Below are 12,271 nucleotides of genomic sequence, written 5' to 3'. Positions count from 1 at the left end.
CTTTCCTGTTCTTTCCCGTTACGCCGGCCAATCGCCAGCCGATACCGATACCCGGGTATGCGGCCGGAACGACATTTACATTTCAGACGGGTTGCGCCGTGTCGCTGCCAAGCGTTGCTGAGCCAGCGGACCCCTTGGCGCCGGACTGAGCCTGCGCAATCTGATTGGCGGCGCGTGCATGAAGCGGATGCAATGCGGGCGCAACCGGTTGCACGCCATGCCGCACGAGCCATTCCGAATAACCGCGCACGAGAAAACCGCCATTGCGCCGCAGATACGCGTCGCGATGCCCATGATAAACGCCCGGCAGCGCAAACCACGGCACGCTCGGCAGATCATGGTGAACCGCGTGGAAGTTGTTGTTGAGGAACAGGAGACGCCAGACCCACGATGCTTCGTTGATGACCGTGCGTTCGGGGATGTTATCGGCGGCGCGATGTTCCTGAAACGAACGGACCGCGCTCAGTGCAAGCGCGGGGTACCCAACGCCGAATACGAACAGTGCAGGACTGATGCCGCATCGGTGCGCAAGCCACGTCGCAAGCAGTCCGAGCAGGGAGAGATGCAGGGCCCACGCGCCTGCAATACGGCCATTGCCCCGCGCAATCGGGGTGAGTGCCGACACGATCGCTTTCGCGATGGAAAACCACGGGCCGAGCACAATGCGCCCGAAGAACGTGTTGCGGATGACCAGCAGGAAGCGCAGGGCCGGACCGGCGCCGCGCCAGCGTTCTGCGGAGACGAAATAGCTTTCCGGATCGAGATCGGGATCGGTGAGATGAGCGTCGTTATGGTGACGCAGATGCGACTCGCGATAGACCGCGTAAGGGAACCAGACCGCGAGCGGAGCGACGCCGAACAGCGCGTTCAACAAGGGAAAGCGTGTCGGATGACCATGCAGGAGTTCATGCTGCAACGATAAATACAGGCAGGACAACACGGCGAGGATGCTGATCGCGAGCGGCATTCCTATCGTTCGCGCGTTAATTGCCGTTGTGAACCAGCCGCCATGCACGGCCACGATCAGAAGCCAGGTGGGCCACTCGCTGTGCCAGCGCCAGGACGCGCGTAGCTGTTGAATCCGATGGCGTTGAGCATCGTCTATGTAAAGGCTCATGGCAATTCAGTGACGGAACGAGCCACGATCTTAGCGGCGCTTCGCCTTCGCCCAAACCAAGCATTCCCGCTAAGCTTGTTCCCGTGTGAAGAATCGGCTTGAGTGGTTGCGCAACGGGAATCAGCGCCGCAAAGCGGGCCGGAGATTGAATGACGCTCATTGAATGGGATGAAACAGAGGGCGGCGGGAGCATGGCGTTCCGCGCAATCGTGCTGGTTGACCGAATCACGCCTGACCGCCTGAATCTGCGAACGCACAACTGACAGACATGGTTAAAACACGACATCCGGCGGCGTGAAAGCCGCGGGTGATTACGCGCGTGATGCGCGATGGCGAAAGCGCCGTAGTTACGCCGCTTTCGCCCAAAGCCTGTTGGTCGTTCTTTTGCGCCCTGAGCTGGGGTCGCCCTGAGGTTGAGAGAGGGAGTCCAGCACTTTGCGCAATGCATCCACGCGCCGCCGTTGCGCGGGCACCAGCACGTAGCCGGAGCAGACTGCGGTCAGGCGTTCATGCCAGTATTCGACGTTAAGCGTGCCGGCCGGCTTCTGACTCATCGCCCGCAACTGGCCTATTGCCCGTTCGATGTGTTGAAGCTCTGCATCGGCCTGTGTCGACGTTCGTGGACCTTCTGACGTCGGACATCTTTTGGCTTTCATCTGCGCCCCCATTCTTGCCGGCAAGCTTCTGGACGCATGTCGATTCTGTCGATGACTGCTGCGTCCATTGCTGCATCTGGCTATTCCCCATCGCCTGCGCGTTTATGTATGCGTCCGGCGTCCCCGGTTTGATTCGACCGTTGATGCATAGTCGCAAGGGCGGGACACACGCACCGTCTGAAATCGCACATTGAAGGCACCGGGTGCGCGGCTAATCGGGCGATGCAAACGTTTTCTGTGTGCTGGGATACGAAGTAAGCGCGCCGAACAACGCTAATATCCGGCGGAACGATGCTTGAGATGGGGGCCAAGGTGGCGCGATTGCAGCTTCGAGGGAGGCGGCTTCCAACAACGCAGGTTTCAACAATGCGAAGACACGAAGACATGCACCACGCGCAAGACATCGAGCTGCGCGGTGAAGAGCGGGTCACTTGTCGGTGGGCGTTTTCAGCTTGCCGCTGCGTTTGATCTGCTCGTCCATGGCCAGGTCGAGCTTGCTGACGCGTCGCGGTTTCTCGGGCTTGATTCCGTTCACGAAGGCCACGAAATCGTCCATGGTCTGCGGAGGGGACAGCTTCTGTTCGCCGCTTGCCGCCCGGTCGACGAGATAAAACAAGCCACCGCTCAGGCTCACGGCGGCATAGTGCGGATTGCCGGAGCGCGTCTTGAGACGCTCCACCGCGTTGATGGCTTTAGTCGAGCGCACGATCAGCCCGGTAAAAAAGCCCGCGCGAAGGTGTCAGGAAACAGGCGTCATGAAACACGCTGCGAAACCCCCTCATGGAGCGCATTTCTTGCTCGCGCCTTCTAGCCACAGGTTCGACAAATGCCGTTCGCCCGGGTAAAACCGGTACGACGTTTCGCCGTTATCGAAGCGAACCTTGATCACGTTGGAATCGCCGAATTCGAGCATTGTGCCTTGGGGAATCGGTGTTTGCTTGAACGTGGCGTTATGTTTTTTCGCCTCGTCCGTCAGGCACTGGACGATACTCGCCACCGACGCGTTAGGCGCCGTTTCGACTTCCGGCTGACCGGCGTCGGCGTTATGGAACTGAGCACAGGCTTGCAATAAAAACAACGGAAGCGCGAGCGCGCCGACAATCTTTTTCATGGTGTCCTTAAAGGTTTGCGACCGGCCCTTCGATGCAGTGTTCGCCATAGTATTCGACTGGGCAATCCAACATTACAGCACAGCGGCCTTACGTTTTCCGCCCGCGCCGGCCCCGACCGGGGATGACGACGGAGAGGACGAAATCCCGTGGACGCTGACGCGCATCAAGCATCCGGCGGCACGCCCAGAAGCTGCATGGTGCCGCCGACCACGCCCGAAAACACCGGCCCGGCGACGGTGCCGCCATAGTAGGAGCCGGCCGACGGTTCATCGATCATGACGGCGACTATGACTTGCGGGTCGCTCATCGGCGCCATGCCGACGAACGACGCGCGATACTTGTTCGCCGCATACGTGCGTCCGACCTGCTTGCGCGCGGTGCCGGTTTTCCCGCCCACGCGATACCCATCCACTGCTGCCGCACGTCCCGTGCCACGGGGTCCCATCGCGAGTTCGAGCATGCCGCGCACAGCCGCCGCCGTCGCGGGTTTCGTGACTTGCACCGGTTCCGGCGTGGCCTGGCCGCGGATCAGGGTGGAGTGCCGGAATTCGCCGTTCCCCGCGTAAGCCGTATAAACCTGTGCAATCTGCAACAGCGACAAAGACAGGCCATAGCCGTACGCCATGGTCGCCTGTTCAATCGGACGCCAGCGTTCATATGCCCGCAAGCGTCCGGTCGCGGCGCCCGGGAACGTCAGGTCCGGCGCCTGGCCAATGCCGTATTCGCGATACTTGTCCCACACCGTTTGCGGGCGAAGCTTCAGCGAGAGCTTCGTCAACGCGATATTGCTCGACATCTGCACGGCTTCGGAGACCGTGATGACGCCATGGTTAGACGTATCGTGAATCACGTTCGGCCCGAGTTTGAACGTCCCCGGCGATGTATCGATGCGCGTGTCCGGCCGCACGTAGCCGAGATCAATAGCGAGCGCCGCCACCAGCGGCTTGATCGTCGAGCCCGGCTCGAAGGTGTCGGTCAGCGCGCGGTTGCGCAACTGCTCGCCGGTCAGCCGCGCGCGGTCGTTCGGGTCGAAGGTGGGATAGTTCGCGAGCGCGAGGATCTCGCCGTTCTTCGCATCCAGCACGACCACGCTGCCCGCACGTGCGCGGTGCTTCGTGATCGCCGCCGCCAGTTGCGTGTGCGCGAGCTGCTGGATCCGGCGGTCGATGGTCAGATGAATAGTCTCGCCATTCTCGGGCAACTCCACCTCGCCAATCTCGGACACCACCCGTCCCAGCCGGTCACGGATCACTTCGCGTTGACCGTGCTCGCCGGTCAGCCGGTCATTTGCGGCCAGTTCAATACCTTCCTGGCCTTTGTCCTCGTTGTCCGTGAAACCGACGATGTGGGCCGCCGACTCCCCCTCGGGATAGAAGCGTTTCGTATCGGCCACGAGCGTCACGCCCGCCAGCCCCGTTTCGGCAATACGCGTGGCCGTGTCTGCATCGACTTGCCGTTTCAGCAGCACGAACGAGCGTGCACCATCTAGGCGGCGCGCGAGCTCCTTTTCGGGCATATCGATCAGGCGAGAAATTGCCGGCAAGGTCTCGCGATCAAAGCGCGAGGGCGTGGCCCAGATCGCATAGGTCGCGAGACTCACGGCCAGCATTGCGCCGTTGCGGTCCACGATGCGTCCGCGCGTTGCGCTGAGCTCCAGCGTGCGTTGATAGCGCTTTTGCCCCTCGCTGATATAAAAGTCCTGGTTCACGACCTGCACCCACAGCGCACGCGCGGCGAGCGCTGCGAAGGCGCTGAACATCAGCAGCACGACCAGCGTGGAGCGCCACCGTGGCAGCCGGCTTTCGAGCACGGCGTTTTTCACGGGCGTCCGATAAGATTCATGGGCTCGCTTGGCGGTTTTACGCATCGGGACGATTCAGGACGTGATGGACGTGGACACCCGCGCGATACGCTCGACCAAGGCGTCGGCCTTGTTGCCGGCCAAGGTGAGCCCAAACACGTCTTGCAACACGCTGCGCAGTTCCGCCGGGTTCGCCAGTTCGCGCCTGGATTCCGTCTCGCCGCGCTGGGTCAGGGTCATGTCGTACAAGGTCTGCCGCTCACCTGGCACAACCCGCGCCACGACCAGGTGGTTCACGAAAATCGAGTCGGGATACGTCGATACATAGTGGTTCGCGATCGCGTAGTCGGAGGGAAATTGCGGTTCGAGGTCGAAACGGTAGATCGGCCTCCAGGTATCGCCGAGTTTTACTTGCAGCATGAAATCGCCGCGCTCGATCAGGTCGAGACGGAACGGCTCGTGCGGCGTTGCCTGTTGGCGGCCTGCGTCGAATTGCAGCGGGGCGCTGAGCGTCATGCTGCCGAAGCCGACGTCCGCAAGCCAGGTGTCGTCGGGCGTTTCGACCAGCAGCATCATGTGGGTGCGCGGCGCCATGGCGGCCGGGTCGTTCCACAGCACGCGGGCGGCGAGGCCCGTGGTTTCGAAGCCGAGCGTGTCGAGCACGGCGCGAAAAAGCAGGTTGTGTTCATAGCAATACCCGCCGCGCCGGGCGCTCACGAGCTTCGCGAACACGGACGCGAGGTCCAGGCTTGGCGTGCGCCCGAGCAGCGAGTCGAGATTTTCGAACGGGATCGTTTGCGGATGCAGCCTGTGCAGCGCGTGCAGCGTCTCTGATGTAGCCTGCTGGGACTTGCGATCAGGCGCGACATAGCCGATGCGGTCGAAATAGGCGGCGAGTTGCGCCGGGGAGAGTGTCTGATTCATGTGGAACTCCTGCACGGATAATGGAAACGAAGCCGGGCGAGCCGCCGCGAGGTGCCGACATTCTACGGCACAGCCCACGTGCCGATTACATATTGCATACGCTGCGCATCGGTCCGCACAAGTCGAAAAAGCAGAAGCAGGCCTGGAAACAGGCCAAAAAGCAGGCCAGGAAGCAGGCCAAAAAGCAGGCCAGGAAGCAGGCCGTTTGGGCGGGATTTTGAACTGTGACGCGCCCAACATGGTCTTTAATAGGCAGTGCGTTCAACTCTTCTTTTAAAGAACCCTATGTCGACCTCACTCGCTACCGCAACTTCGTCCCCGCCGCCCGCAGGCAAGCATCCCGCCCCGCCGTGCACCCTGGTGATCTTCGGTGCAGCCGGGGACCTGACCAAACGGCTGCTAATGCCGGCGCTATACAACCTGTCGTCGGATCGCCTGCTCGACGACAAGATGAAGATCATTGGCGTGAATCACGGGGAGCTCGAGACGAGCGCCTGGCGTGACCAGCTGACCGACTCGCTGAAAAAATTCGCCGCAGACAAAGCCGGTGCCTTCCACACGTCGCATTTCGACGACAAAGCATGGAGCTGGGTCGCGGACCGCCTGCAATACGTGGCTGGCGAATTCGAAACCGACGACGTATTTAACAAGCTGAAGCAGACCTTGGGTGACAACGGAAATGTCATTTTTTATCTCGCCGTCAGTTCGCGCTTCTTCAAGCCGATCGTCGAGCGGCTTGGCCGAGCGGGATTGCTGAAGGAAAGCGACCAGGGTTTCCGTCGCGTGGTGATCGAAAAGCCGTTCGGGCACGACTATGCGTCAGCGAAGGATCTCAACGAGAGCATCCTCAAGTTCGCCGGCGAGAACCAGATTTATCGTATCGATCATTTTCTTGGCAAGGACACGGTGCAGAGCATCCTCGCGGTGCGCTTCGCGAACGCGTTGTTCGAGCCTATTTTTCGGCGCGAATACATCGATCATGTGCAGATCACGGCGGCGGAAACCATTGGTGTGGAAGCGCGCGGCGGGTTTTACGAGCAGACGGGCGCGTTCCGCGACATGGTGCCGAACCACCTGTTCCAGTTGCTCGGCATGGTGGCCATGGAACCGCCGAATTCATTCGATGCAGAAGCCGTGCGCGACAAGAAGGCGGAAATTTTCGACGCAATCCAGCCGCTGAAACCCAGCGACGTCGTGCTCGGGCAGTACGAAAAATCCGCGACCATGGCGGGGTATCGAGAGGAAGCGGATGTCGCGCCGGATAGCCAGACTGAGACCTATGCGGCGGCGCGCGTGTTTGTCGAGAACTGGCGCTGGGCCGGCGTGCCGTTTTATCTGCGTACCGGCAAGCGGATGACGGCGCGGCGCACGGAGATATCGGTGCAACTGAAGGCGGTGCCGTTCCTGCTGTTCCGTGATACGCCCGTGGACACCCTCGTGCCGAACGTGCTGACCTTGCGCATTGACCCGGAACACGGCACGACCTTCGATTTCAACGTGAAGGTGCCGGGGCCCGTGATGCAGGTCGGGGCCGTCAAGTCGTCGTTCAAATACGGCGACTTTTTCGACGAGAAGCCGAACGTGGGTTATGAAACGCTGCTGTATGACTGCATGCTCGGCGACGAAACGCTGTTCCAGCGTGCCGACAGCATTGAAACCAGCTGGGCGGCTGTTGACGCCGTGTTGCATCCCGAAGGCGGCCCGTTGCCGGTACATGGCTACACGGCGGGCAGCGCGGGACCCAAGGAAGCTGACGATCTGTTGAAGGCGGACGGCCGCGCCTGGCGCTCGCTGGCAGACGAGCACACGCAAAAACCCGATCACGACGACAAGAACTGAGGAGAACCGTATGGGGACAGCAGCACGCAAGGCAGCAGTGAAAAAGACCGCGGCAGGCAAGACAGCGGTGAAAAAGGCGGCCGCGGTCAAGGCAGCCGCGGTTAACACGGCCAAACGTCCGCGCGGGAAAGAACGGATTCTTGCCATCGATGTGGGCGGCACAGGCCTGAAGGCCGCGATTATCGATGCGCACGGGAAGATGGAAACCGAGCGGCTAAAAGTGGCCACGCCGCATCCGTGTCCGCCGGACGTGCTGGTGCAGAAGCTCGTGGAACTGGTCCAGCCGCTGTTGACGCCGCTGCCGGCCACGCAGATATCGATTGGCTTTCCGGGCGTCGTGCGGGACAACCACGTGCTGACCGCGCCGAACCTCGGCAACGAATTCTGGCGCAACGTGCCGCTCGCCCAGATGCTGGCCGAGCACCTGGGGAACCTGCCGGTGCGCATCATCAACGACGCCGAGATGCAGGGGCTTGCGGCTATCGAAGGGAAAGGCATCGAGTTCGTGCTGACGCTTGGCACGGGCGCCGGCACCGCACTTTTCCGCGATGGCGAACTCATGCCGCATCTCGAGCTGGCGCATCATCCGGTGAATAAAAACAAGACGTACGATGAATATCTCGGCAATGCGGCGCGCGACAAGGCGGGCAACAAACGCTGGAATCGCCGGGTGGAGAAGATCATCGGCATCCTGAGTTCGCTGGTGAACTACGACCGTTTGTGGATTGGCGGCGGCAATGCAGCCAATCTGAATTTCGAGTTGCCGGATAACGTGAAGGTGGTCTCGAACGAGGCCGGCATTGAAGGCGGTGCGCGGCTCTGGCACCCGCGTTCAGTGCGCGAGACACGGCAATTGCCCCCTGGAGCGTTTGAATGACTTCCATCGGCGCTACCGGTTTGGCACTCGGTCCCGGCCGTAACGACCCGGACCAGGCGCTGGCCGCGCTGGCAAAGGTCGAACTCGTGATCTCCGATTGCGACGGCACCTTGCTCTACACGGATAAATCGCTCGGCGAGCCCGCGCAGGAGGCGGTGCGCAATCTCACCGCGGCGGGGGTGCGCTTCACGGTGGCTAGCAGCCGGCCGGGCAAGGGCATGCATTCGATCGTGGAGACGCTCGGGATCAAGGCGCCGTTTGCCGCGTTCAACGGCGGCAAGCTGGTGGATCCCGACGGCTGGAAAACCCTGAACGCCCACTGGCTGCCGCGGGCCGCCGCGCAAACGGCGCTGGAAAGCCTGGAGCGCGACGGGATCGATGCATGGGTGTTTATCGACGACCAGTGGTACATCACGAATCCCGGCGGCGAATATGTGCCGCTGGAGCGCCGCACAGTGGGATACGACGCGGTGGTGGTCAAGCGTTTCGAGGATATCGACCTGGATTCGGTTGAAAAGATCGTGGCGTCGACGAAAGACGCTGCGCTGCTTCAGCGCAAGGAAGCCGAGTTCCAGGACACGCTGAAGGGCCGCGCCATGGCCATGCGTTCACAAACCTACTACCTGGACATAACGCACCCGCTCGCGAACAAAGGCGGGGGCGTGCGCGAACTGGCGCGGCTGGCGGGCGTTGCGCTGGAAAATGTGGCGGTGCTGGGCGATATGGGCAACGACGTCGCCATGTTTGATGTGGCGGGCGTGTCGATCGTGATGGGGCAGGCGTCGGCAGAGGTTCAATCGCACGCGACGTTTGTGTCGGCTACGAACGACAAAGACGGTTTTGCCGCAGGCCTCAACGGATTGCTGGCGGCCCGGAAGGGAAAATGATGTTTCTGGTTGGGCACGCGTGAAGACGCATGAGCGGCATCGGCGCCATGCGATGCTGACTGGCAGCATCCAGCGGCGGCGCCGACGAAGCTTTGCTCTCGATTCCGGCAAGCAGGACTGTGCAGGACTCGCTTTAACAGCGCGTCACGACAGCTTCCTGCTTAGCGGCGACGCATTTGCGGACGCGGGCCACCGCCGCCGGTCGCACGTTCGTCCTTGTGCCGGAAGTTGATCCGGCCTTTCGTCAGGTCATACACCGACAATTCCAGCGTCACACGGTCGCCCGCGAGAATCCGGATGTGGTTCTTGCGCATGCGGCCCGATGCATACGCGCCCACGACTACGCCGTTGTCCAGCGTCACGCGGTAGCGGCTGTCGGGAAGCACTTCGTCAACAATGCCGTCCAGCTCGAGTAACTCTTCTTTCGCCATATAAAGCTCCTTAAATCATCTATTCGTTGCGATTGTATGCGAGACCGGCCCGACCTCGCGATGCCTTTTAACGCCTAGCGGTCGCGCCTAGTCACAGATCCGCAACAGTCTGGCCGTCGATCTGGCCATCGATCAGCTTTTCCGCATGCAACAAGCACGCCCGGCGAGCCTGGCCACCGTTTTCGAACGATCCGGCCTGCTCGATGCGGAACACGCGGCTTTCGCCCGTAGCTTCCTCGCCTGCCGGCGGCGCGCGACGGATGCGCACCGACGCTTCGTAACCGGTGTCCGCTGCACGGACTGCCGCACCGCCGTCCCGGGCGCCGCGGGGGTAGATCAGCGGATGAATTTCGTAACCCTTGTACGTCTTAAGCGGCTTGACCAGTTCTTTCATATTTCCTGAATTCCTGAATTGCGCCCGCCCGGGCGTCGACATGATGCGGTCGATGCCTTGAAAACCACACCGCCGACCGTTCAGCGCCCCTTGGCACGTGCGGTCGATAGGCGATTACGAGCAAAAAATGGCGCGCGGCGCACACAGGGCGCAGCCGCTCGCCGGGCTGTAGGTGTTGAAGAACGTCGAGGTAACACGTGCGCTGCTCACGTATTACCCATGCAACCATGCGCGGTATAACGCCTGGAAACAAGCAACCGTCGACGTCGCTGCTGTTTAAACTTTGAAGACGAATGCAGGGCCGCGACCGGTTGCGGAGCCCACACTGCCGGGGCGATGACATTCAGCCAGGGTGTTGCGCTGAAATGTTGGGTGGATCGCTGTTGCCGTGGCGAACACGCTGCGCCAGAAGCGCACTATGTATTATTAGACAGCAAATCAGAAAAAAGTTCCGCTGTCGCCGGAGGCCCCGCCTCTCGATGCTGCAATGCTGACGTGCCCGTCAACGGTAACCGGGGTTTCCGTCGAGCCGTTTTCCGTCATCCAACCGCCTTCCAGCGGCACCGAAGCCTCCATTATAACCATCATAGCCATCCGGCCTTGCGGAACCGCCAGTAAAGGCAAATGTCCACCGCGAGCATCACGCAGATAACCGCCGGATAGCCATAGACCCAGTCGAGTTCCGGGATGCGGTGGAAATTCATGCCGTAGATCCCCGCGATCATGGTGGGCACGGCGAACAGCGCCGCAAACGAGCCCAGCCGCTTGGTCACCTCGCTTTCCGCCAGCGAAATCAGGCCCAGGTTGACCTGGATGGCGGTCACGATCATTTCCCGGCGTCCCTCGATCGTTTTCACGATACGCAGCAGATGGTCGTACACATCGCGGAAATAGTCCTGCATGCCGGTACAAATGCCCGGCGCGCGGCCGCCGTAGAGCTTGCTGACCGCTTCCAGCAGCGGCGCGGTGTGATGCTGCAGCAGCACGAGCCGGCGCTTCAGGGAATACAGGTCTTCAATGATCACCCGCGACGCCGCCGATCCGTTGCGCGTGAAAATGCGTTCCTCGAGCTCGTCGAGTTCCGCGCCCAGCGTCTCCAGAATGGGGAAATAACGGTCCACCACGTTGTCGATCAGCGCGTACATCACGAATGCCGGACCGTTTTCCAGCAAATGCGGCTCGCGCTCGCAGCGCAAACGCACGTCCTGGAACCCCTGGCTCGTCCGGTTGCGTACGGACAGCACATAGTTTCTGCCCACGAACACGTTGATTTCGCCGACCACCAGCTCGTTGTCGGTATCGAGTTCCACGGTGTGGAGCACGCAAAACAGCGAGTCCGCGTATTCGTCGATCTTCGGACGCTGGTGGCCGTTCTGCGCGTCCTCCACGGCGAGTTCGTGCAGCCCGAACTGATGCGACATATGCGCGAGTTCGCCCGAGCCGGGGTCTTTCAGCGCGACCCAGATGAAGCAGTCGGGAACGTCCCGGTACGCTGAAATGTCGTCGATGGCGACGTCGGCGAGCTTGCGGCCTTTCTGGTAAGCCGCGCAATTGACCAGCATGGATTCTTGCCCCTCTCGCACGATGGTGGAGCCGGCGCATGCCGCCTTTCGCGAACGCTTTTCGCCAGGCTAGGCAGCGCATCTGGGAGGCATGGCCGGAGTTGCTGTGAATGTTAGCGGATTTGTCAGGCGCCTACCGCGCGTAGCCGTCTTGCGCCGTCCTGCCATGCAGCCGCTGCGCAGGTCACGTCTCGCTGTGCGAGTAGTCCGAGGTGAGGTCGGAACTGAGGCGCGCTTGCGCCGTTTGTGCCGCCTGCGGCGCCAGGGTGTTGTCGCGTTTGGTGAGTTTCCCTTCCACGGATGCACCCGCGTCCATGCGCAATTGCTGGTAATAGACGTTGCCGTTCACATGCGCATTCGATTGCAGTTCGACAAAATGTTCCACCGTGACGTCGCCGGTGATGGTTCCGTTGATCACGATGTCATAGGCGTTGACGTTGCCGGTGATCGAGCCCTGGTCGCTCACGACCAGCAGCGTTTGTTCGCCCGGGCGGCCCGTCACGTTACCCTTCACGTGGCCGTCCATGCGCAGGCCGTCGCTGAACTCGAGGTTGCCGGCTATCTGGACGTCGTGTGCGATCAGTGTTGCCAGCTTGGCCTGACTGACGCCGGGAGATTTTTTCTTGAACATGGGAAGACCCCTTCTGGTATGAATTGCAAAGTAGGTGCCG

At 61.4% G+C, this 12,271-nt stretch carries 14 protein-coding genes; 4 read left to right on the top strand and 10 right to left on the bottom strand.

Translation table 11 applies throughout. The features are described 5' to 3' along the window. Positions 1–82: 82 nt before the first annotated feature. The 6 genes from ABH944_RS09305 to ABH944_RS09280 form a co-directional block, all read right to left on the bottom strand. Positions 83–1,117: a fatty acid desaturase gene (locus tag ABH944_RS09305; protein WP_404605461.1), complete on the bottom strand. Its 1,035-nt coding sequence runs from the start codon at positions 1,115–1,117 to the stop codon at positions 83–85. A gap of 347 nt (positions 1,118–1,464) precedes the next feature. Further along, positions 1,465–1,773, bottom strand: a complete 309-nt coding sequence (locus ABH944_RS09300) for a hypothetical protein (RefSeq protein ID WP_404605463.1) — start codon at positions 1,771–1,773, stop codon at positions 1,465–1,467. Between the two features lie 427 nt (positions 1,774–2,200). Then, positions 2,201–2,479 (bottom strand): hypothetical protein, encoded by a 279-nt coding sequence (locus ABH944_RS09295; protein ID WP_404605464.1) that lies wholly within the window; start codon positions 2,477–2,479, stop codon positions 2,201–2,203. 72 nt (positions 2,480–2,551) lie between these two features. Beyond that, a complete protein-coding gene (locus ABH944_RS09290; RefSeq protein ID WP_404605466.1) occupies positions 2,552–2,884 on the bottom strand; it encodes a hypothetical protein in 333 nt (110 codons plus the stop codon). A 164-nt stretch (positions 2,885–3,048) separates the two neighbouring features. Then, positions 3,049–4,752: a peptidoglycan D,D-transpeptidase FtsI family protein gene (locus ABH944_RS09285; protein ID WP_404605467.1), complete on the bottom strand. Its 1,704-nt coding sequence runs from the start codon at positions 4,750–4,752 to the stop codon at positions 3,049–3,051. Between the two features lie 9 nt (positions 4,753–4,761). After that, positions 4,762–5,610: an arylamine N-acetyltransferase family protein gene (locus tag ABH944_RS09280; protein ID WP_404605469.1), complete on the bottom strand. Its 849-nt coding sequence runs from the start codon at positions 5,608–5,610 to the stop codon at positions 4,762–4,764. Positions 5,611–5,630: 20 nt separating this feature from the next. Between ABH944_RS09280 and ABH944_RS09275 the strand changes: the two genes are divergently transcribed. From ABH944_RS09275 to ABH944_RS09260, 4 genes are all read left to right on the top strand, one after another. Continuing rightward, positions 5,631–5,831 (top strand): hypothetical protein, encoded by a 201-nt coding sequence (locus ABH944_RS09275; RefSeq protein WP_404605471.1) that lies wholly within the window; start codon positions 5,631–5,633, stop codon positions 5,829–5,831. Between the two features lie 64 nt (positions 5,832–5,895). After that, the gene (gene zwf, locus ABH944_RS09270) at positions 5,896–7,449 is read left to right on the top strand and encodes a glucose-6-phosphate dehydrogenase (protein ID WP_404605473.1); all 1,554 of its coding nucleotides are present in this window, start codon (positions 5,896–5,898) and stop codon (positions 7,447–7,449) included. A gap of 10 nt (positions 7,450–7,459) precedes the next feature. Continuing rightward, entirely contained in the window at positions 7,460–8,326 is an 867-nt protein-coding gene (locus tag ABH944_RS09265; protein ID WP_404605474.1) for an ROK family protein, read from the top strand. Continuing rightward, a complete protein-coding gene (locus ABH944_RS09260; RefSeq protein ID WP_404605475.1) occupies positions 8,323–9,213 on the top strand; it encodes an HAD family hydrolase in 891 nt (296 codons plus the stop codon). Before ABH944_RS09265 ends, ABH944_RS09260 begins: the two co-directional genes overlap by 4 nt. Positions 9,214–9,374: 161 nt before the next feature. Here the strand turns inward: ABH944_RS09260 and infA are convergent, their stop codons facing one another. The 4 genes from infA to ABH944_RS09240 all read right to left on the bottom strand — a co-directional run bounded on the left by infA (position 9,375) and on the right by ABH944_RS09240 (position 12,231). Continuing rightward, positions 9,375–9,644 carry a translation initiation factor IF-1 gene (gene infA / locus ABH944_RS09255; RefSeq protein ID WP_050382773.1) on the bottom strand — a complete coding sequence of 90 codons (270 nt, stop codon included), beginning with the start codon at positions 9,642–9,644 and terminating at the stop codon, positions 9,375–9,377. A 91-nt stretch (positions 9,645–9,735) separates the two neighbouring features. Further along, entirely contained in the window at positions 9,736–10,029 is a 294-nt protein-coding gene (locus ABH944_RS09250; RefSeq protein ID WP_197500291.1) for a hypothetical protein, read from the bottom strand. A 593-nt stretch (positions 10,030–10,622) separates the two neighbouring features. Beyond that, the gene (gene corA, locus ABH944_RS09245) at positions 10,623–11,600 is read right to left on the bottom strand and encodes a magnesium/cobalt transporter CorA (protein ID WP_404605478.1); all 978 of its coding nucleotides are present in this window, start codon (positions 11,598–11,600) and stop codon (positions 10,623–10,625) included. Positions 11,601–11,784: 184 nt separating this feature from the next. Beyond that, complete coding sequence (locus ABH944_RS09240; RefSeq protein WP_404605479.1) at positions 11,785–12,231, bottom strand: bactofilin family protein; 447 nt, start codon at positions 12,229–12,231, stop codon at positions 11,785–11,787. Positions 12,232–12,271 lie beyond the last annotated feature (40 nt).

This window comes from Caballeronia udeis, assembly GCF_044909315.1.
Taxonomy (GTDB): Bacteria; Pseudomonadota; Gammaproteobacteria; order Burkholderiales; family Burkholderiaceae; genus Caballeronia; species Caballeronia udeis_A.
The sequence above is the reverse complement of the archived record's forward strand: the minus strand, read 5'-3'. Positions and strand labels throughout refer to the sequence as shown.